Raw genomic sequence first — 25,308 nt, 5'->3', positions numbered from 1 at the left:
GCAGACGTCTCGTCAGAGAAGCAGAAAGCGGGCGCCCCTTTATGGCGGAGCCGGCCAGCTTCAGCGTGGAGGAAGGCGTATGCGGCCAGCGGCGCGTCGCTCGCTACTTACTCGCCTGCTCACGGTCTACTTGCTCTTCGTTAGCGTTGTCCTGCTCGGCGGAGTAGGGATCAACACGCTTGTTGAGCAGCGTTTGCGCGGCGACGTTCAGGCCGCCGATCAGGCCCTGGCGGAGGAAATTGCCCGCGAGACCAGCCTGCAGCTCCTGGGGGCAGAGCAAGCGCTCGCGAGGCTGGGCCGTCTGGTGCTGGAGATCCCGGGAGAAGCCCCCTCCTCGCTTGAACGCCTCTTCCAGGCATGGCAGGAGGCACGGAGCGACGTTGACCATGTCTACTGGCTCGATCCTTTCGGGGCCGTGCTGGTGGCCTGGCCCGCAGGCCACGTTGCCACCGGCGCCGAATTCTCGCCGCCCACGGTTGTCGAGCAAGCCCTCAAGAGCAGCCAGCCCGCTTTTGAGGTGGGCATCGTGGGTCTGGCGCCCGGCAGGCTGGCTACTCCGGGTGTCATTGTGGCCCAGGCGGTGCGCTCCCAGGGCCGCCTGCGCGGTCTGATCGCCGCCAGTTTCTCTCTGGCTGAGCTGAGCCTGCCACTTGTCAATGTGGTCCAGGCCCAGCAGAGACAGGGGAAGCACCTGATCATCACAGTGATCGACGGCAACGGGGTGGTCGTAGCCGCCTCCGAGCGCCGCCGCCTTCTGGAGACAGCCCTCAGCGAGCTAGCGGGCGCTTCGCAAGCGCTCCAGGGTCAGAGTCTCTCGCGCCCCGGACCGGGACCAGATGGCCAGGACTGGCTATTTAGCTCGGTGCCGGTACCGAACGTCGGCTGGGCGGTGGTAGTTGAGCGACCGTCGGGCGAGGCTCTGGCCGTAGTGGATCAGTTTCATCTCTGGCTTCTGCTCGTGGCCTTGCTGTTCACCCTGGGCGGCCTCCTCTTCTGGCTGCTCTTGCTCATGCGCGTCATTCGTCCCCTGCAGACGCTGGCTAGCCAGCACCAGGCGCTGCCAGCCAGCGCCCAAGCCATTCCCCCGGCCACCCTCCTGCTCGCCAGCCAGCGCGACGAGATCGGCGATCTGGCGCGTTCCCTGATTCGGCTGGAACGCGACGGCCTGCGCAAGCTGAGCGAGCTGCATACCCTGTTAGAGACCTCTAACGCCGTGGTCAGCTCTCTTGATCCCCGTGCTGTCATCGAGGAGATCATGGCCGAGGTCCAGCGCCTGGTCGATGTCCAGGCGGTGGCAGTACTGCTCCCTGATGAGCAGGGAGTGCTGCGCGTCTTGCAGAGTAGCGGCCACAGCGAGCGCTACAACCGCCTGCTCTCGCTCTCGCCCGAGCGCGTTAGCTCGGCAGCCGTGCTGGCCCTACACAGCGGCCAGCCAGTCCAGAAGCTCCTCGATGGCAGCCAGCCTTCTTTCGCCTACGACGACGGCTTCCGCGCCGTTCTGGCCCTGCCCATCATCAGCCACCACGTTGGCAGCGTCGTCCTGGTGGTCCACCGACAGGAGCCTCGTCTTTTCGAGGAGCATGAGGTGCAGCTGCTCTCGACCTTCGCCAACTATGCTACTCTGGCCTGGGAGCACGCTATGCTCTATGAGCGCAGCGACGAGCGCCTGCGCCAGGTGGCTCAGGAGAACGAACGCCTCTACCGACAAGCCAGCGAGGAGAAGCGGCGGCTGGCAGCCATCATGGAGAGCATGCAGGATGGGTTGCTCCTCTTGGGCAGCGATGACCGGATTCTCTACGCTAACCAGGCAGCCTGCCTGATCGCCGGCCTCTCCCGCCCGGCGCTGGAGGGGCAGCCCATGGCCACCTTTTATGAGGCTCTCCAGGAGAGCGGGGCTGAGGCGGAGGCCTGCGCTCGGGCCGTGAAGCGCACGGAGCCAGCAGCCTTCCTGATCAAGAACCGCGAGGGTGCCCAGGCGCGCGCCCTCCAGCTACGACTCTTCGCAGTCCAGAGCGAAAGTGGCGAGACGATCGGACGCGGCTTGCTGGTGCGCGATGTCACGCGCGAGCGCGAGCTGGATGAGTTTAAGACAACCTTGCTGGCGGCTGTGGGCCACGAGGTGCGCACGCCGTTAGCCGCTATCAAGGGCTACGCCTCGACCTTGCTCCAACAAGACGTGGTCTGGCCCCCAGAAGAGCAGCAGCAGTTTTTGCAGACTATTATGCAGGAGGCCGATCGCCTGACACAGCTTGTGCGCAATCTGCTCGATCTCTCGCGCCAGGAGGCCGGTCTGTTACAGCTCCAGCGCGCTCCTGTCGAGCCGCGCGCCCTGGTGTTGACGGTCGGCGAGCGGATCAAGTCAGGGACAGCCCGGCTGACTGTGGAGATCCCGCCGGGACTGCCGCCGGTACTGGTCGATCGCGGACGGATCGAGGTGGTCCTGCACAATCTGATCAACAATGCTCTGCTCTACGGAGCACAGCAGGTGCAGGTCAGAGCCTGGCCCTCCTCCGATGGCGAATCCATGCTCACTTTCGCGGTGATCGATGACGGGCCCGGCATTGCTCCCGAGGAGCTGCCGCATATTTTTGAACGCTTCTACCGGGCTTCACGCGGACGCCACCAGCATGCTGGCGGGACAGGACTGGGCCTGGCAATCTGCAAGGCCTTCGTGGAGGCCCATGGGGGACGCATCTGGGTCCAAAGTGACAGCCAGGGCACCGCTATTTACTTTTCGCTGCCGTGCGCCTCACCGACGGCGCCTGGAACGCCTGGTGAGGCAGACAAAGCAGAGGGAGAGAGCAGCGATGGCTACCACAGGAACAGGCAAGGCCAGGCGCATTCTGCTCGCTGAGGATGAGCTGGCGCTGCGCGACTTCGTGAGCCGCAATCTGCGCGTGCGGGGCTTCGATGTACTGGAGGCCGCTACCGGCCTGGAGGCGCTGGCCATCTTTGAGCGCGAACGACCGCACCTGCTGATCCTTGATCTCATGATGCCCCGTATGGATGGACTGGAGGTCTGTCGGCGCGTGCGCGAGCAGTCGACGGTCCCCATTATCGTGCTGACGGCCCTCGACTCTGAGCGCGATAAGGTGGCGGCGCTCGACCTGGGAGCAGACGATTACCTGACTAAGCCGTTCGGGGTCGAGGAGTTGCTGGCACGAGTGCGGGCGGTGCTGCGACGCGCTCATTGGGAGAGCGGGGTCTCAGTCTCGCCGGCCCCAGGTGCACACCGCTTTGGAGAGATCGAGGTGGATCTGGCCAGGCGCATTGTGCGCCGCGGCGGCGAGGAGGTCCGTCTTTCTCCGACGGAATTCGCGCTGCTGGAGCAGTTAGTTACCCAGGCCGGTAAGGTCCTGACTCATCGCTGGCTGCTTCAGCACGTCTGGGGACCCGAGTATGGCGGCGAGGTGGAGTATCTCCGTGTCTACCTCAATCGCCTGCGCCAGAAGCTGGAGCCGGACCCGGCCCACCCCCGCTACTTGCTGACCGAGCCGGGAGTGGGCTATCGCCTGGTGATTCCTGGCCCCGCGGAGGACTAGAGCCGGCGGCCTCCTCCGGCTCCTCCACCGCCTCTGCTCTCGGCCCCTGTTGTTCAAGGGACCACGTCTGCGGGGAAGCTGGCTCGCAGGCAGGCACGTACCTCCGCGGCGGTGCGCAGGCGCAGGGCCTGTTGGGCTAGCTGCTGCGCCTCGCTCAGGCTGCAGCGCCGAATCACTTGCTTGGCCTGGGGGACAGCCCGAGGGACCATGCTCAGCTCGTCGATGCCCAGGCCCAGCAATAGGGGGAGAGCCAGCGGCTCGCTGGCCAGTTCACCGCAGATCTCCACCCGGCGCCGGTGACGGTGGGCAGCCTCAACGGTCAACTGAAGCAGACGCAGCACCGCCGGATGAAGAGGATCGGCCAGGGGAGCCGTGCCCTCGTTGGTCCGGTCGGCTGCCAGGGTATACTGAGTCAGATCGTTGGTGCCCAGGCTCAAGAAGTCAACAGCTTCGGCCAAAGCATCGGCAAGCAGGGCAGCAGCCGGTACCTCGATCATAATGCCAAGCTCCACCCGCCTGGCCAGAGCCTGCCCTTGTTGGCGCAGCTCGGCCTGGAGGCCCTCCAAGAGTCGACGCAGGGCCTCAACTTCCTCATAGCTGCTAACCATCGGAAAGAGGATGCGCAGCTCTCGCTCCGCTCCCGCGCGCAGTAAGGCCCGCAACTGGGTACGCAGAAGCTCCGAGTGCCTCAGTCCCAGGCGCAGACCGCGCACGCCCAGAAAAGGATTAGTCTCAGGCGGCAGAGAGAGATAGGGGACCGGCTTGTCTCCACCGATGTCAAAGGTACGGAAGACCACGGGCGCCGGCTGGATGGCTTCTATGATGGCGCGATAGACTGCCAGTTGCTCTTCCTCGCTGGGGGCCTCACCACGGTTCAGAAAAAGGAATTCGGTGCGCAGCAGGCCAATACCCTCGGCACCAAAGGCCCGCACATCGGCGATTTCCTCGGGAGCCTGGAGATTGGCCCGCACGGGGTAGCAGCGGCCATCTCTGGTACAGGCCGGCTGCAGGCTGGCCATTGCCGCCTGCCTGGCCTGCTGCTGGCGCCATTGAGCTTGCTGGAGATAGGAGGCCAACTTGTCCTCCGCCGGCTCTGCAACGACAAGACCCTGCTCTCCGTCCACGATCACCGTCTGCCCGGAACGCAAAGCCTGCAGGCCTTCACCCAAACCAACTACCGCCGGCACGCCTAAGGCCCTGGCCAGAATGGCAACGTGCGAGGTTGGCCCGCCCCGAGCCGTGCAAAAAGCCAGTATCAGCTCCCGCGGACAGCGCACTACCACTGAGGGGGTCAGCTCCTGCGCCACGATGACCGCCGGCTCGCTCAGCTGCAGACCCTCCTCGGGCTGACCGATCAGATGGCGAAGCACCCGCTGCGCCACATCTTCCAGGTCTAGAACGCGCGCCTGGAGGTACTCGTCCGGCACCGTGCGCAGTTGCTGAATATAGTACTGAAAGCCTTCCTGCCAGGCGGAAGCGGCAGCCTGTCGGTGACGGATGCGCTCCCGAACCTGCTGCAGCAGCTCGGGATCTTGTAAAAATAGCTCATGGGCGGAGAAGATGGCCGCCTCTTGGGGTCCTACAGTCTTGCCCGCCTGCTCGGCCAGAAGCCGGATCTCCTGACGGGCCGCAGCCAGGGCTGCTTCGAGACGCGCCAGCTCCGCCGCGGCATCTTGAGCCGCTGCCTCTGCCACCTGGATCCGCGGCGGCTCGTAGCGATAGACGGGGCCGACAGCTATCCCGGGAGAGGCCGCTATACCACGGATTTGCTTCTCATTCATGGCTCATCTGCTCCTGCTGCTCGTCCGCCTCGGCCTCGGTCTCGGCCTCAGCCTCGCCGAAGTTGTGAGCGATGAGCTGGGCGAGAGCCTCTACGGCCTCTTGTTCGTCTTCCCCCTCAGCAGCGATGCGCAGCCGGTCATGGCGCTGGATGCCAATGGATAAGATCGTCAGTGGACTTTTGGCATTCACCGGCTTGCTGCCCTGCGTCAGGTTTTCGATGGTGATCGTCGACGAGAAGGCCGCCGCTGTTTTCGCCAGCAAGGTGGCCGGACGGGCATGCAGGCCATCGCGATAGGCAACAACCACTTCTGTTGATGCAGCCAAACCTATCCCCTTTCCTGCTCCGCTGGACTGATGTGAGGGCGCAGAGGCCGCTATCCACGATCAGCCAGGCGCTGGGTAAGATTGATAACGCCCTCTTTCGCCGCCTGAATGGCGATAGGCGTGAGATCGCGCAAGCTCATGTATTCTCGCTGAACGAGAATTTCAAGGAGCATCGGCAGATTGACGCCGCAAATGACTTGCGTGCCCTGCAGCGCCAATTGGAGGGAGGCGCTGGCCGGATTGCCTCCCAGGATATCGATGAGGATGAGCACCCCGCCATCGCTCATCACCTCGCGGACCGCCGCCTCGACCTGCCGCTTCAGCTGCTCCAGCGAGCCACCCGCGGGCATGCCAATGGCCACGAAGCGCTCCTGGGGACCAGCGATCATCTCCACTGCATCCTTTAGCCCGGCAGCTAACGAGCCATGAGAAACAAGGACAACACCGATCACGCGGCCATTCCTCTCTCAAGCAAGGCTGCCCAGAGGGGACAGCCTGGGTGTGAAGCCAAATCAATCACACGGTCACACGGTCACGCTCTGGTAGACGCTCAAGGCAGGAAACCTGCCTGTTCCTTCGACTGTCAGCTCCCCGCTGTGGCGCGCGCCGGAAGGGCCACACCCTCCGCCCCCACCGGACGCCGGCCGCTGTGTAAGAAGAGTCGCCCAGCTCCCCCCTCCTTGCGCTCGACTGGAAGCTGAACCTCGCTCAGGCAGCTCCCTGGCTCGTCCTGATAATGCAGCAGCAGGTGACGGGAAGGGCCAGCAACAGCGTAGCCATGCGCTTCAATCCAGGCGCCCAGAGATTGGTAGACCTCGCTTAGCCCATAGGGGTCCCCCCGATAGAGTAAGGTCGCTGCGGTCACGGCGGGTAGCTCTCGAATAGTAATGTGGCCACTGCTGCGTTCGACAATATTGCCCACTGAGGACCCTTCGACCGGGATCGCTACCTCGACCAGGCTCCTGTCCCCCTCCCCATTGGTGTCCAGCGTCAATAAGAGGAGCTGCTCACTGGTCCTGACCCCGCACTCTTTCAAGAATTGCAGCATCTGCCGGGCAAAGCGCAGTTGGAGGGCCACACTGGGGACCGTCGTACGACTGGAGGCCACAAGCTGCGGCTTGAGACGCTTGAGCACGACCTCGTAGCTGGCCTGCTGACTATCGAGCGCGAGCTGCTTCAGACGAGCTTCAATGCGCGCCTGTCGCTCTTGCTCGATCAGAATCTGCTGCTGCACTTCAGCCAGCCGCTGCTGCAGCACAGACCGGAAGTGCTCAGGGGTCACCTGCTCATCCAGCAACTGAACAATCTGAGCCAGCTCGAAGCCCATCTCTTTGAGATCGAGAATGCGATGAAGGCGGGTGAGCTGCTCTACAGCATAGTAGCGGTACCCCGTGAGGGTGTCCACCTGTACCGGCTTGAGCAGCCCAATCTCATCGTAGTAGCGCAAGGTCCTCATGGAGACCTGCCCGAGCCTGGCGAAATCGCTGATCTTGAGCACCAGCTTGCTCTCCTCCTTCCTCATCTCTGAGGAAGCGCTCTGGCCTGGCATCCGCAAAGAGCACAGGCGCTTTTCCTCTCTCTAGGATAAACCTTGCCGCGACGTGAAAGTCAAGGCAAGGGCGGAGCGGACCGGGCCGGCCAGGCTCTACCCCGTACGCCCACAGACAGCCAGGATAGGGCGGAATTGGAGCCGTCAGAGCGAAAGAGGGCCACGACTGCTTGACTTTGACACGACGGCAAAGTTTATCCTAGTAGCAAGCAGGCTCTTCCACCTGGACCAGGCGCCCAAGAGGCCGGGAGTGAGGAAGGTGAAGGGAGCGTGCCGGTCAGCCCGGCTTCGGCCAGGTCCCAGCCCAGATCAGCAAGACGCCCACCTGGCACCTGGCCTGGTGAGTTGGTCGCAGGCCCGTTAGCCCGGCTACAAGAGACATCGGCGACCTCAGCTTTAAGGTCCGGCTGAGCGAGGGAAGGAGAAAAGAAGGAAGAGCCAGCATGAGCGCAGAAGCAGGCGAGCGAGATGAGAGTCGCAGCACAGAGCAACCACCCTGGTCGCCCCGTCTCGCCCGCTCCTTCTTCCAATCCTGGAGAGGTCGGTTGTGACTTCATCTGAAGCGCCTTTTCAGCTCAAAGATCTACTGACGCCCGCCACCATTCGCCTGGGCGTCGCCGCCAGCGACCCCAGGCAGGTCATTCGCGAGGCTGGCCAGTTGCTGCTGGCCAGCGGCGCCATCGAGGAGCGCTATATCGAGGCCATGCAGCGGGCACTGCAGACCTACGGCCCCTACATGGTCATTGTGCCCGGTGTCGCTCTGCTACACGCGCGCCCAAGCGATGGCGTTAAACAGCCTTGCCTGAGCTTGCTGACGCTGGAGCCGCCTGTGCGCTTCGGCAACGAGGATAACGACCCGGTCAGGATCGCGATCGCCTTTGGCGCCGTTGACCGCCAGAAACATCTGCAAGCCCTGACTATGCTGACCCAACTCCTGGCCAATGAGCAGGCGCTGGCCGCCATCGTGGCCAGCACCACTGCCGAGGAAGTCATGCAGATCATTGCAGCTTCATCGTCCACTCAGTAAGCAAGGGCACTCAGGCCAATCAGGGGGAATGGACTGTGAAGATCTTAGCCGTCTGCGGTATGGGCTTTGGCAGCAGCCTCGTCCTGCGCATGACCATTGAGGACGTTCTTAAGGCTGCCGGCCTCAAGGCTCAAGTCGTTGTCAGCGACATCGGAACTGCCCGCTCGGAACGGGCCGATATTATTGTCACCTCCGCCGAATTCGCACGCTTGCTGGCCGATCGCGGCATCCCCATTGTCGTGATCAAGAATTATGTCGATCGAAAGGAGATGAAGGAGAAGCTCTTGCCCCTGGTACAAGGGAAGTAATCTCCAACTGAGGCCCTCTCAGTAAGCGCTGAAGACAGATACTTTCAAGCAGGCAGCGTTGTGGTCTGGAGAGAGACCTCCAGGCCAGCCAGTCAGCCAGCCAGAAGAAGGATGGTGAACGATGAACATAGTGCTTGCAATCGTTCAGTTCATTGTCTCGGAGATTCTGAGCAAGCCACCGCTGCTGGTGGGATTAATCGCCCTGTTGGGCTTGTTGGTCCTGCGGCGCCCCGTCAGTGAGCTGATTGCGGGGACGCTCAAGACCATTGTTGGCTTTTTGATCCTGACGGGCGGGGCGACTATTTTGATCGGTGCCCTGACACCGCTGGGGACGATGGTCCAGGCTGGTTTTCATTTGCAGGGCGTGGTGCCGACCAACGAGGCGATCGTCAGTCTGGCTCAGAAAGCCTTTGGCGCGCCAACCGCGCTCATCATGGCATGCGGTTTTCTGGTCAACCTGATCCTGGCCCGCCTGACTCCCGTGAAGTTTGTCTTTTTGACCGGTCATCATCTGTTCTATATGGCCACAGTGCTGGCCGTGGTTCTGGGCAGTGCGGGCATCACAGGGGTTCATCAGGTCGTGCTGGGAGCCTTGCTGTTGGGGACGATTGGGGCCGTGATGCCGGCCCTGGTCCATCCTTTTACGCGCAAGGTGACTCGCGATGCCGGCTTTGCCTTGGGCCATTTCAATACGTTTGGCTACATTACCTCGGGATTCGTCGGCAAGCTGGTCCGTCGCCTGGGAGCGCCTCCGGCCAGCGCTGAGGATTTGACGGTACCGGAAGGTCTGGCCTTCTTGCGCGATTCGCTCGTAATGACGACGCTGACGATGGTGATCATCTATCTGGTGCTGGCCATCATCGCCGGACCGGCGGCTCTGGCCCAGGCCGCCGGCGGCGGGAACTATATTATGTTCGCTCTGACTCAGGCCCTGACCTTCGGGGCTGGCGTCGCCATTATCCTGGTCGGTGTGCGCATGATCCTGGCGGAGATTGTGCCGGCTTTCCGCGGCATCGCGGAAAAGGTAGTCCCCAACGCTTTGCCGGCTCTAGACTGTCCAACGACCTTCCCCTTTGCTCCCAATGCGGTTCTGATCGGTTTCATTATGAGCCTGCTGGGCGGCATCGTGGGATTGTTCTTGATGGGACCACTGGGCCTGGCTTTGATTATTCCCGGCATGGTTCCTCATTTCTTCGATGGCGGCACCTCGGGCGTCTATGGCAATTCTACCGGTGGCTGGCTGGGAGCAGCGCTCGGCGCCTTCATTAATGGATTGCTGATCACGCTTCTGCCCGCCCTGTTGCTGGCTTTCATGGGGTCGTTCGGCCTGGCGAATACGACGTTCGGAGATACCGACTTCTGCCTGGCAGGCATTATCGCAGGTCTGGGGGCCAAGACGGGCTTTGTCGGCTCCTACGCCGTGGTGGTGGTGCTGGCCGTGGTCCTGCTGGCACTGGCCTCATTTGTGACGCTGCGCATCACGCCGCGCAGCGGGCCGCAGGAGGAGGCGGTGGAGACGCAGGCCACCGCTGAAACCACCGCCTGAGAAGACCTTCACGCTGACTATAAGGTCTGTAAGGGCCTGCCTGTCCCCTACTCGGAGTGGACAAGGCCCTTACAGGCCCGCCCGTTTCTTCTTCTGCTGCTGGCCGGAGCGGCAACAGCGCTTCCCGCGCGCGGTACCCACAGTAGAAGGCGCCGGGATGGGGTTCGCCCGACCGCTCAGTGCTGCTCGTCGGAAGCCGCAGCGATCGCCTTGGAGCGGAGCGCACGCTGCGGGTACACCTCCATCCAAGACCACCTGGCACAGCTGGCTTTGCTCCGTCTCGGGTCTCCCCGAGAGCTTTTGTGGCTTCCTGTCCTCTGGACTTTGGTCGGGCACTCCAGGCCAAGACGCATACCTTCCCCTCTATACCCCCACTCTTATGCTCAACCCGGAAGCAAGGAGGTTGGTCCGGCCTGGCGGCCCAGTGCCAGCCTCACAAGAGAACCGAACTATTCTTAGATTCACGAAAATATTTTGTCTATACAATTTCTCTATATTATCGGAGATACCTTAAAAAGTCAATCTCATTTAAGGTAGAGTTTATAACAGCTTACTCCCCAAAAGCCCCAGTCTAGCCACCGGTTAGACCTTGCAACTCAATTAACAATTACTATATATGTCTATCAGAGTATTTATATCAGCATTAAAGGGAGGGAGACAGGCATGCCATCAGAGGAATTGGTTTCTCTGAGGGTAGGAAAGCACTCTGTGAAGCTCAGCCAGATGAATAGGACCATCATCGTCGACGAGATCTTGCTGCGTTGTACCCCCACTGAATACCGTATTCTGGAACCACTGCTGCAAGGCAGAGCACTACCAGACCATTATTTGGTGGAGGCGGCCTTTGCCGAAGCCTGTACAGCAACAAGTCTCCGGTCATTGAAACGGCATATAGAGAATTTACGCAGTAAACTTGAACCAAGCGGTCTTTCCATCCATCGAGTTAGTCGCTATGGCTATATTTTAGTAGATTCCATCGATACGTAATCGCAAGACTCAAGGCTTTACCCTCCCAGGCTTAGAGTATAGCCCTTGAATTACCAGGCAGATGGGGTCACCTTTCAGGTGAAAAATGCCTGGCTTCTTCGGGATCAAAATGCCCATGCTTATCCTGTAGCTTTATGATCTCCATTCTGTCCCGTGCTATGGTACACTCCTTTCCAGGAAAAGGGGATACATGGTAGTGGAAAGATATGTTCTGCTTTGGCCATCTAAGCCATCAGAAACGGAGGTCGCCATGGCAAGGAGATCGTTCGTCAGCTCGATCTTTGAGCACCCTGCTGTCAGCAGCTTCATAGCTCCCATTGGGCGTCGTGATGCCGTCCGTAAATTCCTCTTCGGTAGCGGAGTGGCAGCGCTAACGCCGCTGCTAGAGGGGTCCCCAGGGGTGAGCGCTGCGTCACTCGGCTATCACGGTAGCGGGGAAGTCCGCCTGCTCCAGCTAACAGGCAAGGCTCTGGCCAGGGAACTCGCCCGTCTAGAAGCCACTTCGGAGTTCCATCGTGCAGCCGACCTGCCTGCAACTCAAGGATTTAGCCCAGGCCAACGCACTGTCGAGGGACTGCAAGTTTTTATTCAGAGCGGGCAGACCTGGACAGCCAGCACCTCGTTGACCCTGCACTATCGGCATCTGGCGGCTGCAACGCTCCACTCCTACGTAGGAGCCGACCAGGAATCCCTTGGCCTCATCCTCTTCCATGATGGCAGGCAGACAGTAGGCGAGGTAGATGAGGCACGCGACGGTCGCCTCACCTGGACAGGGCGGATAGAAGATCAAGGGGATGCCGTTACCATTCAACAGCCAGGGCTTGAGGCATCGCGATCGATGCAAGAGGTAGGTCAAGCATCTTATGCAATGGCGTAGCCGTTTACTCCAGGTAGCAATTATTCTCTTCGTATTGCTCCTGGTGAACCTGGTTCTAGAGTACTCGTCCGCACAAGGCTCGTTCAAGCAGGCCCTCAGCGCTCTTTTCTGGGTGTTGCCCATCCTGCTGCTGGCCCTGGGAGTGGCGGCCCTGTGGCTGGCTTACACCAGGCAGCGCCACCCTCAAGTGGGTGTTCAGGATCGCCCAGCTTCAGGGAACAGGGGCTTGCTCTTGTTCGGTTGGACCATAGTGATCGTGGCGATCCTCTTTCTGCTCCAAAATCTCTGGGTCCACTGATGAGACCTTCCAGGGAAGAAGGGAGAAACTCAATGATGAAGGAGCAGACTTCTCCTGTGGTCACAGTGGCGGAGATCAGCCGCTCCTATGGCAGGACACAGGCCCTGGAAGCGGTTAGCTTTGCTCTCCATCCGGGGGAGCTGGTAGCCCTCTTGGGGGAGAACGGAGCCGGCAAAACAACCGCCCTGCGAGTGATCGCTGGTCTGCTCTCACCGGATGCTGGCCAGATTCAGGGCCTGGGCGGACGCATCACCTGGGGTTCCCCCTCCTGGAAGCAGTTCGTGGGTTACCTGGACGAGGAGCCTTTTCTCTACGAGACGCTCTCAGGCTTCGAGTTTCTCGAGCTGGTAGGCGCATTGCACCGCCTGCCCCGCGTCCTCTGCCAGCAGCGCGCCGGGCAGCTACTGGCCCAACTGAAGCTGCGTGAGGTAGCTCAGCAGCGCATTCAGAGCTATTCGCAGGGTATGCGGCGCCGTCTCGCTCTCTGCAGCGTGCTGCTCCACCAGCCCCGTCTCCTACTACTGGATGAACCTCTCAATGGCCTTGATCCGGCCAACGTTCGCGAGGTGAAGGGCCTTTTGAGTCAACACTGCGCCACAGGGGGCGCGGTACTCGTATCCACTCACTTGCTTGATGTTGCCGAGCGTCTCTGCTCCCGCGCTATTATCCTCTCCCACGGTCGCCTGATCGCCGATGGAGATCTCGACGAGCTACGTCGTCTGGCAAGCAAGGGAGCAGATGCCTCGCTCGAAGCGGTCTTCTTCGCCCTGACAGTTTCCGGCGAGGAGGCAGCCCGCCGCGAGCAGTGAAGTCCAGTCAGTCAGGCCTAGCCTCTCAGCGAGCAAGGAGTATAGGATGCCGTTGTCGGCCGGTCATCGCGCATCTGGAGAGAGAGCCAGCCAGCCTGGAACTCTCCATCAGGGCTTGAGGCTCTTGGGTTTGTACGGGAAACTGCACCTCCGTCGTCAGCGAGAACAGATCATTCCCAGACTCGTGATGAGTGCTCTGACCCTGGCCCTCCTGGCTGCATGCTGGTTGCTGGGTCATTCACATGCCCTCCCTTCAACAACAGCGCGTCGTCTGGAGTCAGCGATCTTGCCGGGTGGTCTGACCGGCCTGTGGCTGCTCTGCCTCGGCTGGCAGCTTCTCCAGGCCCCGACTGCGCTCTGGGATCTGCCCGACCAGGAATGGTGGCTGACCGCCCCCGTATCGATGGTCTTGGTGTTGATGCGCGTCAGCCTGCGCCTACTGGCTACCCTGGGAAGCATAGGGGTAATCCTCTTGGCCCTGGGCGCCGTAGCTCTGGCCGCACTGCAGCTCTCCCTGCCTCTGGCCCTTGCGCTCGGTTTGTTGCTTCTCTACGGGGCCTTTTGCTCAACGCTGGTCGCCCTGCTGCTGACCTTGTGGCTGGCCCGCTACTTTGGCAAGCGCCACCTGCGACGACTCATCATCGTTGTCGCCGTCGGCTTTTGCTGTCTGCCACTCGGGCTGGTGCTCCTCAGTCGCTTTCCTGAAATCGGGGAGCATATGGGCTTACAACAGCTCTCAGGCAGCATTTTATGGCCCGGTACAGTACTGACAGCGCTCATTCTGACTCCCGCTGGAGGCGGAACAGGCCCGTCACTGGCCCCACTTTCGCCAGGGACCTCGCTCCTGGTGCTGGCTGCCATGTTCGCAGGGCTGCTCTTGCTGGGGGGAATGTGTGTGTGGATAGGCAGGCGCGGCTACCTTGCTGGCTGGGAGGGCGTGTTAGCGGCGCCTGGTCGCCAGGCCCGGGATCGATCGGTGGATCGTGCCACTCTGCGGGGTGGAAGCCTGTGGGAATCGGCTCAGCGTCTGCACCTGGGACCTCCTGCCGTCTCTGCCTTGATCGGCTTCTGCTGGCAGGACGCTCTCTACGACTGGCGCCGTCTCTCCAGTATTGTGATTTCTGCGCTGCTGCTATTGGCGGCTGGCTGGCACGCAACGCTGAGTGGGCCGCTGGCGCTCCCTCTGGTGCTAGCCCTGACTCTGAGCCTCGACGCCCTAATCGCGCGTATGCTCGGCCTGCCCGCGCTCCGACGCCTCTTAGAGGCCCGGTCGCTGCTGCAAATGACGCCGACAACTGCAGGAACCTTGCTCTGGTCGTGTCTGCTGGCTACAGGTCTCCCCCTTCTTCTCATCAACAACTTTCTCTTCATTCTGACCCTGGTACTGATGCCTCTGACGTCGAGACTGGCGGCCCTCTTCTACCTCTGTCTGCTGGGCTGCGGCCTCGGCTTTAGCCTGCTTTCGGTAAGCGCCGGCTGCCCGACGGCAAGACCACTGAGCGTTCAAGGAAGCCTGCGGGTTAGCGCCGGCATTTTCCTGTTGGGTGGCTTGGGTCTGGCGCTAAGCTCCTTGTTGCCCCTCAGCGCTGCCACTCTGCTGGATCTCGATCCGGCTAAGCGCTATCTGATACTGAGACTGCTGCAAGCTATGACGCATCTTTCGCTCTCCCCCCAGCTCCGAATGTGGTTTTTTTGGGGACTGCCCGCTGCTACCCTCATTTTCCTGATCGCATTGACTCTACAGAGCGCCCGGGTATTGTCCAAGGTCCTCAGCCCGCTGCCTCGAGGCTCAGGCCCTTTTCGCTAGACCCAGAGAAAGGAACGTCCGATGGTGGTCATCCTCTTTTTTATCGCTGTACGCTTCTGGCTGGCAGCACTCTTTCTCTACGCCGGCTTGCAGAAGCTCCGGGTACGAGCGGGCTTTTACTCTACGATTGTGGCCTTCCAGCTCGTCCCAGGCTATCTTGCTCGCCAATTGGCGCTCTTCCTGCCTGGCGCAGAGGCAGGTTGCGCGCTGGCTCTGCTGCTGGGAATAGCCACACGCTGGATGGCTTTCGTCCTGCTCGCTATGATCTTAATATTTTCTTTTGCTTTAGCAATAGCCTGCGCAGGCATCTTAGTCTGGCCTGCCATTGTTTCGGAGAGGCCAATCCAGGAGAGGTCAGCTCTTTTCCTCGCTCCTTGCTGCGCAATCTTGGCCTAGGGCTGGCAGCGCTGGGAATAGGGCTGGCGCCAGCGTTAGCCCTCCGTCCCCTGTTTCCAGCCTTGTTCATTGAGCCGTCATACCAGCTCGGATTGCTCAGCGCCCTGATCGCTCTGGCGTTCCTTGCGACCATCATGGCGCTGCAGACGCTCCTCTTCCCCTCTGGTCTGGAAAGAGACAGGTCGGGGTCCGATGAAATCAGAAAGAAGAGAGACGTTGGGGGAAATTTCTGGCGGTGAGAAGCAAAAGAGAGGTTTAGGGGTGGCGCAACCTGCTCCCATACTGAGGCGCTTTCGCGGAACCACTAGCAGGCGAGAGAGCCGACAGAACTGGCGGCAGTGGAGGCCGGAGAGGCTTCAGATTCACGGATTGCGGATCGCCATCTCTCACGCCGCTATTCTTCTCTCGCACTCTCCCTCCTCGCAGAGGGTTCCAGCGCAGCAAATCCGCTCCGCGACCCCGAAGGTCTCCAGCCGCCTTAATGGCACCTCGCCCTACTCGGCGTCAAAGGTGTCAGGATCGGGTCCCAGGCGCACTCCAGTATCAAGCGCTGAGATGGCCCGCATGTCTTCCTGACTGAGTTCGAAATCAAAGATCTGGCGATTCTCTCTGATGCGCTCGGGATGCACCGACTTGGGGATCACCACCAGACCAAGCTGAATATGCCAGCGCAGGACAATCTGCGCCGGAGTCTTGCCGTATTTGTCAGCTAACTGCTTGAGCAAGGGAGTACTCAGCAGGCTGTCCTTGCTGCGTTGGCCTCCCAGTGGATACCAGGACTCAACCTGAATCCCATGGGCCTGGGCATAACGCCGCGTCTCTTCCTGAGTGAACGTTGGGTGAAGCTCAATCTGGAGCACCGCCGGAACTATTTCGCTTTCCTGCAGCAGGCGCTCAAGATGGGCCGGCTTGAAGTTGCTGACCCCAATGGCGCGCACCTTGCCATCCCTGTAGGCTCGCTCCAGAGCCTTCCAGGTCTGCCCGGCCAGACCTTTCATCGGCAGTGGCCAGTGAATCAGGTAGAGATCGAGGTAATCGAGTCCCAGCCTCTTGAGGCTTGCCTCTAACCCCTTGAGAGCCTGATCGTAGCCATGATCGGAATTCCAGAGCTTGCTGGTGATAAACAGCTCCTCGCGTGGCAGGCCGCTCTGCCGAATCGCTTCGCCCACCTCCTCTTCGTTGTGGTAAGCGGCAGCAGTATCGATCAGGCGGTAGCCGCTCTCAAAGGCGGCCAGAACGCTCTGAATGGTCTGCTCCTTAGGAGTCAGGAAGACCCCTAAACCAAGCTGGGGCATGCTCACCCCATTGTTGAGGCTAACCGAGGGAATATCGCTATGCGGTTGGTGTCCCTGCATCTTGGGTTTGCTCCTCTCGAAGGTGATGTCGATCTGCGTAGCTCGCCGACCCACGATCCAGGTCAGGCCAGGGCCACTCAGCCCAGCCTTTTCCTTTCCCGCGAGTCGGCCCCGACCTCTGTCGCTCGCTCTCCAGAAAGAAGAGTATAAGCGGCCGCACGCTGAGAGCGATAGGAGAATCCTCTCCCAAAATTGGCGGATTCTCTTCAATCCAACCAGCAAGCTTATTTATTGCCAGCTTCCTTCTCTCAGGCGGCCAGCCTGACCTGTTTCCAGGCACTTACCAGCGCCCAAAAGAGACTCACCTTCCCCCGGCCTCGGTCCCAGAAGCGGAAGAAAAGTCTATCGGCGACCCGGCTGAACAACAGGTATCAGGAGGTGGATGTCAGCAACCGTCCAGAGGCAGGAGTGTGAGCTGTCAACCGAACAAGCTGCCAGAGAGAGAAAAGGGAACAAACAGGGCAGCCTGGCCGTGGCCGGCAGGAAGGAGACAGGTAGAGGGGAGGCCCGGCGCGGGGATCGTCGGCGGTCAGTCCCCGCAGCCAGTGCCACCACCTTCCCGGCCCTTGCGGAGTGGACCCCGACGCGGCGGCCCACACGACTCACGAATGACCAGCGAGGTTGCCAGCTCGACATGATGGGTCTCCAGGGGCTGACCGGCGATCAGGCGCAGCAGCATCTCTGCCGCCATGCGACCCATCTCCTCCAAAGGCTGGCGGATAGTCGTCAGCGGCGGCGCCATGTGCGCTGAATAGGTCACATCATCGAAGCCAATGACACTCATTTCCTCAGGGATACGAATATGGCGCCGATAGAGCGCCTGATAGACGCCCGCCGCCTGGGCATCATTGCCGGCGAAAATGGCGGTTGGCGGATCCGGCAGATCAAGCAGGGCCTCCGTCTGCCGAATCCCGTCGCCCAGCAGATAACTCCCTTCACAGATCAAGGCCGGATCAACCGCGATCCCGGCCTGTTCCAGCGCCTCACGATAGCCCGCCAGGCGAGCCCGCGAAGTCGTCAGATGCAGCGGACCAGTGATGATAGCGATACGCCGATGGCCAAGCGAAAGCAGGTACTCCGTGGCCGTATAGCCACCGAGCCAGATCGTCGAGCCGATCGTCGGGAAAGCCGTTGTCGGCTCATTGCGATCCCCGATGGCCACAAAAGGAATGCCCTGCTCTAAGAGCGTATTGGCGATGCCGACGCGCTCGTAGGGAAGCAAGAGCAGCACCCCATCGCTAGACTGATCGAGGATACGCCGGAGCCAGAGCCGCTCTGTAGTCTCGTCCTCGTTGGTTGCAAAGACCACCAGGCGATAGCCGCTTGCTTCGAGGACCTCCTGCACACCCTGCATGATGCCGAGATCGTAGCCGCCCTCCAGACGCATCAGCACCAGATCGATCAGGCCGCTGCGTCCCTTGCGCAAATGACGCGCGGCGTGATTCTGGACGTAATCACTCTGCTCAATCAGACGCAGGATGCGGGCCCGCGTCTTCTCGCCGACGCCAGGCCGCTGATTGAGGACCTTAGAGACCGTGGTGGTCGATACGCCCGCGCGCCTGGCGATCTCCACCATTGTTAAGCGCTTTGGTCGTTTTGATTCCAGTGTCGACCCCTCCCCTGTCCCAAAAGGTAAACGATAACTTAAACAGGTTGTTTCAATGGTACCATGCCCGGCCAGCTCGTGTCAACGCATCATCCCAACCGCCGCCGGGAAGGATGGAGGCCTATCCGGCCCCACGAGCCTGCCAGGCCGAGGAAAACGAGTACCCGCACCTCCCCTTGACAATCCCCTGTTTCTATGTTACCTTCTACCTCAGAAGGCAGAGTAAACGTTAACCTTACGTTGCCTCGGCTCACCCCAGCTCGTCAGCGCCTGACGGGAGCCAGTGCCTGCCAACGTTTGCCAGCGACAGATACGCTTAAGGAGGTCACTCAGCTATGGCGCTCTTCACTTCTCCCCAACCAGCACGTTCATCCTGAGCCGTCCTCATCCGTTCAATCAGCACGCGCCTTGCTTTCGCCCGCTTGCGCTGAATAACCTCTGATGGGGCCAGCATAGCCAGGCGCAGTCAAGCCTCTTTCCTCTCTGGCTCAGCCGGGACCAGGTTCATGCCAGTGTGGGGATGTCCTCGATAGGACGTCCGTATGGCATGACGTAGAGACATCGTGTCTATTTGACAAGGAGGTTAACCTATGAGCACCCCACTAGCGGCAAGAGGGTCTCACCTGAACCGCCGTCGCTTCCTGCAGCGCTCGCTCGCGCTGGGTGCTGGCTTCGCAGGGCTGGAACTGTTGGCGGCCTGCGGCGGCAGCCCGACCACCACGGTGACAGCCACCGTCAATACGCTTCCTCCGGCGACTAATCCGGGCGCCGTTTACGTCTTCAACCAGGTGGTCAAAGACTTCGAGCAGGCCCATCCCCAGGAGCATATCGTCGGCAAGAACGATCCCTACGATCCTACGACCTATTTCGCCAAACTGGCCGCCGGTCAGCTTGAAGACGGCGTCCAGAGCTATTTCACCGAACCCCCTCTTCTGATCGCCCGTCACGCGGTAGCCGACATCACGAGCCTGGCCAGGAGCTGGCCCTCGTTCAAGGACTATATTCCCAGCATCGCTTCGATCGTGACCCGTGGCGATCGCGTCTACGGGATTCCGGTCAATGGCTACGTCCTGGGCATCTTCTACAATCGCAAGCTCTTCCAGGGAGCGGGTCTGGATCCCGACAAGCCACCCACAACTTGGGAGGAATTCCGCGGCTACGCCAGGCAGCTGACCAGCTCTAAGGTTGCCGGCTTTGCTGAAACCAGCACGGCTAACCAGGGCGGCTGGCATTTCACCAACTGGATGTACACCGCTGGCGGCGATATGGAGTCTTCCGATGGCACAAAGGCCGTCTTCAACAGTCCCCAGGGCCTGAGCGTGCTCAATTTCTTGAAGGCCATGCGCTTCAGCGATCGCTCGATGACCCAGCAGCAGCTCTTGACTCAGGCCGACACCCTGCAGCTGCTGGCGACCGGCAAGGTGGCGATGGTGGTTATGGCTCCGGACCAGCTCAACGCCTTGCAGGCCCAGTATCAGGCCAATCTGAAGGACTTTGGGATCGGGCCAATGCCTCAGCACGGGGGCAACGCCGCCCTGACCGGCGGTAATCTCTGGGTCTTCAACCCGAAGTCGGCTCCCGAGGTGATCAAGGCGGCCTTCGATTATGTGATTTTTTCCAACTTCAATCTGGACGTTGTTGAGCGCAGTCTGGCCCAACAGGCCGCTGCCGGCCAGGCGGTGGGCGCGCCGACGGCTGTCCTTTTCCAGGGATCCTTTCAGGAGCAGCTTTCGGCCCTCTATCGCAAGTACGCAACGGTCCCTTTGGAGAACTACACCGCTTTCATGAACGCTCAGCTTCAGCTGCGCCCAGAGCCGCGCAACCAGACCCAGAAGATGTACGCCGCTCTCGATCCGGTGATGCAGGCTGTTCTGACAGATCCAAAGGCCGACCCCGAGACGCTGCTTAACCAGGCCGCACAGCAGTTTCAGCAGATTCTCGATCAGTCGGCTTCCTCCTAATCCTGCCAGCGAGCTGTCTGCCAGTCCGCGTGGCCGCGTGCCTGCGCAGGGAAGCCAGCGCCTGCGTCTCTCAGTCCCTCGCACACGCGGCCCGCTGAAGAGGTGCCGTATGTTGCTGTTTTCGTCTTCGTCATCGTCGCTCTCTCCGGCTGGTGCCCCGGCTCAAACGCAGGTCCAGGACGGGCAGTCTGGCCCTTTGGAGCGGGGACCCTCGAGGAGGGGGAGAAACAGGCTGTTACGGCCAGGCAGGCGCTGGTGGTGGCCTCGCCAGGTTCAGGGCTATCTCTTCGTGCTGCCGGCGCTGCTGATCTTTGCGCTCTTTGTCTGGTATCCGGTGGTGCTGGGCTTCCTGATGAGTTTTCAGAGCGTCGATCTGATCAATCCCGCCACCTGGGTGGGCTGGACCAATTATCGCCGCGTGCTTTCCGATCCTCTCTTTGCTATCGCCTGGCGCAACACGTTGGCCTTTACCGGCTATGCTCTGCTCTTCGGCTATCTGGTGCCACTGGGACTGGCTCTGGCCATCAATGAGATGCGCCACGGGAAGAGCTATTTTCGTCTGGCCTTCTATTTGCCGGTCATGCTCCCCCCGATTGTGACAGTTTTTCTGTGGCGCTGGATGTACGATCCGGATTCGGGCCTGCTGAACGCGCTGTTGGGCCTGCTTCATCTACCGGGCCGGCTCTGGCTGGAAGATCCGCAGACGGCCTTGCCCTGCCTGGTGGTGGTGGCAACCTGGAGCGCCGCCGGCTCGACGATGCTGGTCTATCTGGCCGCTCTTCAGGGAGTGCCCGCTTCCCTCTACGAGGCCGCGGAGATCGACGGGGCCGGCTTCTGGCGCCGCCTCTGGCATGTGACGCTCCCCTGCCTGCGCCCGATGCTGCTGCTGATGCTGGTCCTGCAGATCATCGCCACTATGCAGGTCTTTATCGAGCCGTTTACGATCACCGGCGGCGGCCCCCAACACGCGACTCTGAGTATTCTCCTGCTGATCTATACCTATGCTTTCCAGAACGCGGACTTCGGCGAGGCCAGCGCTCTGAGTGTCATGCTCTTCCTGGTCCTGGCCGCTTTTGCTCTGGTCTATATGCGCTTGAGCAGCCGCCTGCTGCAAGGAGAGTGATCTATGACGATGGGTTGGTTCGAACGCTGGTCTGCGCAGGAGGAGGATCAGCCTTCCTCCTCCAGGAGGCTCGGGACCCGGTTCCGCCGGCTCTGGCCCCGCGGACGCCGCTCCGCTGGCGAGGCGACGGCGAGCAGCGCGCGCTCACTGGTTTCGCCTTTGATGCTGCGCCGCCCGCTGGTGCGCCTGCTCTATTGGGGCGTCTTCTTGCTCTTGTTGGCGGCCACGGTGACGACCTTCGGCCCGCTCTATTGGATGGCCAGCGGAGCTTTGAAGTCGAATGTGGAGATCTTTCAGAGGCCACCAACCTTCTGGCCCGCTCATCCTCAGTGGAGCAATTACGTCAATGCCTGGCAGATTCTGCAGTTGCCGCTCTATCTGGGGAATTCGCTGATTCTGGCAGCGGGGGCGGTGCTGCTTCAGTTGCTGGTCTCTGCGACCGCTGCCTACGCCCTTTCGAAGCTACCTCTGCGGGGCAAGGGGGTGCTTCAGTTTGCTTTCTTTGCGACTTTGATGGTGCCCTCGGTCGTCTACCTGATCCCCCAGTTCGTCAATATCAGCGATCTACCGCTGATCCATGTCTCCCTGATCAATAACTGGGCCGGAGTCTGGCTGCCGGAGGCGGCGAATGCCTTCAATATTCTGGTTCTGAAAGGCTTCTTCGATACGATCCCCAGCGAACTGGTCGAGGCCGCACGCCTGGATGGGGCCAACAACTGGCAGGTCTTTACGCGCATCGTGCTGCCGCTCTCGCGCCCGGCCCTGGCGGTGATCTCGATCTTTACCGTGATCGCTTCCTGGAAAGATTTCTTGTGGCCGCTGCTGGTCCTCTCGAATAGCAATCTGCAGCCGCTGATGGTGGCGCTCTACCACGAGTCGAGCCTCAACGCTAATTTGCCCTTCAGCTATTTGATGGCCGGCCTGGTCTTCGCCAGCCTTCCGCCCGTTCTGCTCTTCTTGATCTTCCAGAGGCAAATTATCCGCGGTGTCAATCTGACCGGTCTGAAGGGCTAGCCAGCAGAGAGGGGACAGGGACGGCGAAGGCAGAAGGGAGGCCGGTGCTAGCTCTCTGCTCGCCCGCTCACAAGGGGAGGGCCTGGGGGAAGCACCCCGTCTCTCTTGAGAGCGGGGAGAGGATAAGAAAGGAGGTATCTGATGCAGAATGCAATGAAGCATGTCTTTGTCGGACCAGGTCGCAGGCTGGGACTCCTGCTTACGGCGCTTGTGCTGGTTCTGGGAAGCCTGGGGACACTCCTGATGATGTGGCGCTTGACGGGCACAGCCCAGGCCAGCAGCGCGGCCGTGACCGGCGGGGCCGGGGCCACACTTCCTTACGTCGAGATGGAAGCTCATCAGGCGAAGACCAACGGGAGCATTCTGGGGCCAGACTTCACGCTCGGTAGCCTGGCTTCCGACGCTGTGGATCGCCAGGCGGTGCTGCTGACCAGCGGCCAGTACGTGCAGTTCACGCTGACTCAGCCTGCCAACGCTTTGAATCTGCGCTATAGCATTCCGGACTCCGCCAGCGGCGGCGGCATCACGGCGACGCTGAGCATCTATATCAATGGCGTGAAGCAGTCCCAGGAGCTGACTCTGACCTCTAAGTATAGCTGGCTCTATGGGCAGCCGAACTTCTCGAACTGTAATGCTAACGACTGGAACGATACCCCTGGCGGTACGCCGCACCACCAGTTTGATGAGGTACATCTGTTGCTGCCCCAGATGAGCGCTGGCACGACAGTGAAGCTGCAGGTCGACCCCGAGAATACGGCGCCCTGGTACGCCATTGACGTGGCCGATTTCGAGCAGGTGCCAGCCCCGCTGACACAGCCCGCTGGCTCGCTCTCGGTGACTGATCCTCCCTATAATGCCGATCCCGCCGGCAAGGTCGACGCGACCAGCGCCATTCAGCAGGCCATCAATGATGCCTCGGCCCAGGGAAAAACGGTCTGGCTGCCCAGGGGGACCTATCTTGTGACCAGCCATCTGCTCGTCGACAAGGTAACGATGACGGGGGCCGGTCCCTGGTACACGGTCCTGACGGGCGCACCCGTGGGCAACGGGACGGGCGTCGGCGTCTATGGCTACGACGCCTACGATGGTCGCACCAGCTCCAATGTGACGCTGTCGAATTTCGCTATCGAAGGTCAGATTACAAACCGCATCGACTGCCTCCAGGATAACGGGATTGGCGGTTCACTGAACAATTCGACGATCTCGAACATCTGGATTGAACATACCAAGGTTGGTATGTGGTTCGATGGCCCGTTCAGTGGTCTTACGGTAACGGGCTGCCGCATCGATAGCGTTCTGGCTGATGGCATCAACTTCCACCGCAATGTGACGGATTCCAGCGTCACACAGAGCATCATCCGCGGCACCGGTGACGATGGCCTGGCTATGTGGTCGGCCACCGACAACGTACCGGCCACCGGCGATAGCAACAATACCTTTGACCACGATACGGTCCAGTCGCCCTACCTGGCCAACGGCATTGCCATCTACGGCGGCAACGGCAACAGCGTTACGAACGACCTGGTGACCGGCTCCCAGTATCGCGGCGGCGGCATCATGCTGGACTATGAGGACTTTGGCAACGCCACTGCTCCTTTCGCCGGCACTACTACGGTCAGCAACGATACGATCCGGCAGACGGCAGGGATCGGTGATCAAGGCATTCAGCAGTTCGGAGCGCTGATGTTCTGGGCCGATAGCGGGGCCATCAATGCGACCTTCACGGTCTCGAACGTGGAGATCGATGCCAGCCAGTATATGGCCATCTCCTTCGATGGCGGCAACCCCATCAGTACGGTGAATCTGAACGGGGTGAACATTAACGGGGCCGAGTTCGCTTTCTCGAACAAGGTGAGTCAGATCACGGGTTCGGCCAGCAACGTGACGGCCAGTGGGCTGACGGTGGCCAGCGTGCAGAGTTGCGAGAGCAGCGGGTCATGGAACATCACGCTGGGAAGCGGAAACTCGGGCTGGAGTCCCAGCTCGCAAGTCTGTGGCTTCCCAACGGGGACCCCCACGCCCTCACCCTCACCAACAGCTCCCCTGCCAACACCAACTCCCACCCCGACCCCAACGCCTGCACCAGCCCCCACAGGCACGCTGGTCCTGGCGATCAACGCCGGTGGGAGCGCGGCAGGCAGCTTTGTGGCCGATATGGACTACGACCAGGGCAATCAGTATAGCGATACTTCGACAGTCATCAATACAAGCCTGGTGGCCGAGGCTATCCCGCAGGCCGTCTGGCAGTCCTGCCGCTGGAATAGTGCCTTTACGTACACGATCGGCAATCTCCGCGCGGGCAACACCTACACGGTGGCACTCGATTGGGCCGAGCTGACCTGGACGGCTGCCGGCCAGCGCCTCTTCAACGTGGCGATCAACGGGGCAACGGTCCTGAGCCGCTTCGACGTCTATGCCACAGCAGGCTATAAGACGGCCGTCCAACGCCAGTTCACGGCGACCGCCAACAGCAGCGGCCAGATCGTCATCTCGTTTACGCAGGGAGGGGCCGATAATCCCTTCATCAGCGGCATTGAGATCTGGCAGCCCTCGGGCGGCACTGCCACGCCCACTCCGACGGTGACGGTGACTCCCACCAGCACGCCGACCCCGACTCCCACCCCTACAGGCACACTGGTGCTGGCGATCAACGCTGGCGGCGGGGCAGTCGGCAGCTTTGTAGCCGATACGGACTACAACCAGGGCAACCAGTATAGCGACAGCTCGACGGCCATCAACACCAGCGGCCTGAGCAATCCCGCCCCGCAGGCCGTCTGGCAGTCCTGCCGCTGGAATAGCTCGTTTACGTATACAATCCCCGGTCTGACGGCGGGTGCCCTCTATGTCGTCAAACTGGACTGGGCTGAGCTGACCTTCCAGGCCCCCGGGAAGCGCGTCTTCAATGTGGCTATCAATGGCCAGTCAGTGCTGAGCAACTTCGACGTCTACGCCACGGCGGGCTACAAGACAGCTCTGCAACGCCAGTTCACGGCGACC

At 61.0% G+C, this 25,308-nt stretch carries 21 protein-coding genes; 15 read left to right on the top strand and 6 right to left on the bottom strand.

The window, feature by feature from the left end; genetic code table 11:
* Positions 1-79: 79 nt before the first annotated feature.
* Together ACFMO7_RS14985 and ACFMO7_RS14980 are read left to right on the top strand one after the other, a co-directional pair.
* Positions 80-2,854, top strand: a complete 2,775-nt coding sequence (locus ACFMO7_RS14985) for an ATP-binding protein (protein ID WP_376796298.1) — start codon at positions 80-82, stop codon at positions 2,852-2,854.
* Positions 2,808-3,542: a response regulator transcription factor gene (locus ACFMO7_RS14980; RefSeq protein ID WP_376796297.1), complete on the top strand. Its 735-nt coding sequence runs from the start codon at positions 2,808-2,810 to the stop codon at positions 3,540-3,542. The genes ACFMO7_RS14985 and ACFMO7_RS14980 overlap by 47 nt, the downstream gene beginning before the upstream one ends.
* Positions 3,543-3,595: 53 nt before the next feature.
* Here ACFMO7_RS14980 and ptsP read toward each other — a convergent pair whose 3' ends face one another.
* From ptsP to ACFMO7_RS14960, 4 genes are all read right to left on the bottom strand, one after another.
* Positions 3,596-5,323: a phosphoenolpyruvate--protein phosphotransferase gene (ptsP, locus tag ACFMO7_RS14975; protein ID WP_376796296.1), complete on the bottom strand. Its 1,728-nt coding sequence runs from the start codon at positions 5,321-5,323 to the stop codon at positions 3,596-3,598.
* Positions 5,316-5,648 carry an HPr family phosphocarrier protein gene (locus ACFMO7_RS14970; RefSeq protein ID WP_376796295.1) on the bottom strand — a complete coding sequence of 111 codons (333 nt, stop codon included), beginning with the start codon at positions 5,646-5,648 and terminating at the stop codon, positions 5,316-5,318. The genes ptsP and ACFMO7_RS14970 overlap by 8 nt, the downstream gene beginning before the upstream one ends.
* Before the next feature lie 50 nt (positions 5,649-5,698).
* Entirely contained in the window at positions 5,699-6,100 is a 402-nt protein-coding gene (locus tag ACFMO7_RS14965; protein WP_376796294.1) for a PTS sugar transporter subunit IIA, read from the bottom strand.
* 131 nt (positions 6,101-6,231) lie between these two features.
* Entirely contained in the window at positions 6,232-7,146 is a 915-nt protein-coding gene (locus tag ACFMO7_RS14960; RefSeq protein ID WP_376796293.1) for a MerR family transcriptional regulator, read from the bottom strand.
* A gap of 598 nt (positions 7,147-7,744) precedes the next feature.
* Between ACFMO7_RS14960 and ACFMO7_RS14955 the strand changes: the two genes are divergently transcribed.
* From ACFMO7_RS14955 to ACFMO7_RS14915, 9 genes are all read left to right on the top strand, one after another.
* Positions 7,745-8,224 carry a PTS sugar transporter subunit IIA gene (locus ACFMO7_RS14955; RefSeq protein WP_376796292.1) on the top strand — a complete coding sequence of 160 codons (480 nt, stop codon included), beginning with the start codon at positions 7,745-7,747 and terminating at the stop codon, positions 8,222-8,224.
* A gap of 35 nt (positions 8,225-8,259) precedes the next feature.
* Entirely contained in the window at positions 8,260-8,532 is a 273-nt protein-coding gene (locus ACFMO7_RS14950) for a PTS sugar transporter subunit IIB (RefSeq protein ID WP_376796291.1), read from the top strand.
* A 121-nt stretch (positions 8,533-8,653) separates the two neighbouring features.
* The gene (locus tag ACFMO7_RS14945; RefSeq protein WP_376796290.1) at positions 8,654-10,078 is read left to right on the top strand and encodes a PTS ascorbate transporter subunit IIC; all 1,425 of its coding nucleotides are present in this window, start codon (positions 8,654-8,656) and stop codon (positions 10,076-10,078) included.
* Positions 10,079-10,741: 663 nt separating this feature from the next.
* Positions 10,742-11,065, top strand: a complete 324-nt coding sequence (locus ACFMO7_RS14940; RefSeq protein ID WP_376796289.1) for a helix-turn-helix domain-containing protein — start codon at positions 10,742-10,744, stop codon at positions 11,063-11,065.
* 250 nt (positions 11,066-11,315) lie between these two features.
* Positions 11,316-11,942 (top strand): hypothetical protein, encoded by a 627-nt coding sequence (locus tag ACFMO7_RS14935; RefSeq protein WP_376796288.1) that lies wholly within the window; start codon positions 11,316-11,318, stop codon positions 11,940-11,942.
* The gene (locus ACFMO7_RS14930) at positions 11,929-12,240 is read left to right on the top strand and encodes a hypothetical protein (RefSeq protein WP_376796287.1); all 312 of its coding nucleotides are present in this window, start codon (positions 11,929-11,931) and stop codon (positions 12,238-12,240) included. Before ACFMO7_RS14935 ends, ACFMO7_RS14930 begins: the two co-directional genes overlap by 14 nt.
* Before the next feature lie 32 nt (positions 12,241-12,272).
* The gene (locus tag ACFMO7_RS14925; RefSeq protein WP_376796286.1) at positions 12,273-13,049 is read left to right on the top strand and encodes an ABC transporter ATP-binding protein; all 777 of its coding nucleotides are present in this window, start codon (positions 12,273-12,275) and stop codon (positions 13,047-13,049) included.
* Between the two features lie 130 nt (positions 13,050-13,179).
* Positions 13,180-14,856 carry a hypothetical protein gene (locus tag ACFMO7_RS14920; protein WP_376796285.1) on the top strand — a complete coding sequence of 559 codons (1,677 nt, stop codon included), beginning with the start codon at positions 13,180-13,182 and terminating at the stop codon, positions 14,854-14,856.
* Between the two features lie 21 nt (positions 14,857-14,877).
* Positions 14,878-15,252, top strand: a complete 375-nt coding sequence (locus ACFMO7_RS14915) for a MauE/DoxX family redox-associated membrane protein (RefSeq protein ID WP_376796284.1) — start codon at positions 14,878-14,880, stop codon at positions 15,250-15,252.
* Positions 15,253-15,746: 494 nt separating this feature from the next.
* On the opposite strand, the gene ACFMO7_RS14910 is transcribed toward ACFMO7_RS14915, so the two are convergent.
* Positions 15,747-16,607, bottom strand: coding sequence for an aldo/keto reductase (locus ACFMO7_RS14910; protein WP_376796283.1), 861 nt, complete (start codon positions 16,605-16,607; stop codon positions 15,747-15,749).
* 529 nt (positions 16,608-17,136) lie between these two features.
* Positions 17,137-18,183, bottom strand: coding sequence for a LacI family DNA-binding transcriptional regulator (locus ACFMO7_RS14905; protein WP_376796282.1), 1,047 nt, complete (start codon positions 18,181-18,183; stop codon positions 17,137-17,139).
* 620 nt (positions 18,184-18,803) lie between these two features.
* On the opposite strand from ACFMO7_RS14905, the gene ACFMO7_RS14900 reads away from it, so the two are divergent.
* From ACFMO7_RS14900 to ACFMO7_RS14885, 4 genes are all read left to right on the top strand, one after another.
* Positions 18,804-20,174, top strand: coding sequence for an ABC transporter substrate-binding protein (locus ACFMO7_RS14900; RefSeq protein WP_376796281.1), 1,371 nt, complete (start codon positions 18,804-18,806; stop codon positions 20,172-20,174).
* A gap of 109 nt (positions 20,175-20,283) precedes the next feature.
* On the top strand, positions 20,284-21,297 hold the full coding sequence (locus tag ACFMO7_RS14895) for a carbohydrate ABC transporter permease (RefSeq protein ID WP_376796280.1): 1,014 nt from the start codon (positions 20,284-20,286) through the stop codon (positions 21,295-21,297).
* A 3-nt stretch (positions 21,298-21,300) separates the two neighbouring features.
* Positions 21,301-22,311 (top strand): carbohydrate ABC transporter permease, encoded by a 1,011-nt coding sequence (locus tag ACFMO7_RS14890; RefSeq protein ID WP_376796279.1) that lies wholly within the window; start codon positions 21,301-21,303, stop codon positions 22,309-22,311.
* 141 nt (positions 22,312-22,452) lie between these two features.
* Positions 22,453-25,308 (top strand): malectin domain-containing carbohydrate-binding protein (locus tag ACFMO7_RS14885; RefSeq protein WP_376796278.1); only part of this gene is annotated, 2,856 nt, incomplete at its 3' end.

Origin of the sequence: Thermogemmatispora sp., assembly GCF_042408735.1 — a bacterium.
Lineage (GTDB): Bacteria > Chloroflexota > Ktedonobacteria > Ktedonobacterales > Ktedonobacteraceae > Thermogemmatispora.
The sequence above is the reverse complement of the archived record's forward strand: the minus strand, read 5'-3'. Positions and strand labels throughout refer to the sequence as shown.

Bases quoted from the DNA above. Each gene is read 5' to 3' on its own strand.
- ACFMO7_RS14985 (WP_376796298.1), top strand. From the start codon at position 80: ATGCGGCCAGCGGCGCGTCGCTCGCTACTTACTCGCCTGCTCACGGTC.
- ACFMO7_RS14980 (WP_376796297.1), top strand. From the start codon at position 2,808: ATGGCTACCACAGGAACAGGCAAGGCCAGGCGCATTCTGCTCGCTGAG.
- ptsP (WP_376796296.1), bottom strand. From the start codon at position 5,323: ATGAATGAGAAGCAAATCCGTGGTATAGCGGCCTCTCCCGGGATAGCT.
- ACFMO7_RS14945 (WP_376796290.1), top strand. From the start codon at position 8,654: ATGAACATAGTGCTTGCAATCGTTCAGTTCATTGTCTCGGAGATTCTG.
- ACFMO7_RS14940 (WP_376796289.1), top strand. From the start codon at position 10,742: ATGCCATCAGAGGAATTGGTTTCTCTGAGGGTAGGAAAGCACTCTGTG.
- ACFMO7_RS14935 (WP_376796288.1), top strand. From the start codon at position 11,316: ATGGCAAGGAGATCGTTCGTCAGCTCGATCTTTGAGCACCCTGCTGTC.
- ACFMO7_RS14930 (WP_376796287.1), top strand. From the start codon at position 11,929: ATGCAATGGCGTAGCCGTTTACTCCAGGTAGCAATTATTCTCTTCGTA.
- ACFMO7_RS14925 (WP_376796286.1), top strand. From the start codon at position 12,273: ATGATGAAGGAGCAGACTTCTCCTGTGGTCACAGTGGCGGAGATCAGC.
- ACFMO7_RS14915 (WP_376796284.1), top strand. From the start codon at position 14,878: ATGGTGGTCATCCTCTTTTTTATCGCTGTACGCTTCTGGCTGGCAGCA.
- ACFMO7_RS14910 (WP_376796283.1), bottom strand. From the start codon at position 16,607: ATGCAGGGACACCAACCGCATAGCGATATTCCCTCGGTTAGCCTCAAC.
- ACFMO7_RS14905 (WP_376796282.1), bottom strand. From the start codon at position 18,183: ATGGTGGAGATCGCCAGGCGCGCGGGCGTATCGACCACCACGGTCTCT.
- ACFMO7_RS14900 (WP_376796281.1), top strand. From the start codon at position 18,804: ATGAGCACCCCACTAGCGGCAAGAGGGTCTCACCTGAACCGCCGTCGC.
- ACFMO7_RS14895 (WP_376796280.1), top strand. From the start codon at position 20,284: ATGTTGCTGTTTTCGTCTTCGTCATCGTCGCTCTCTCCGGCTGGTGCC.
- ACFMO7_RS14890 (WP_376796279.1), top strand. From the start codon at position 21,301: ATGACGATGGGTTGGTTCGAACGCTGGTCTGCGCAGGAGGAGGATCAG.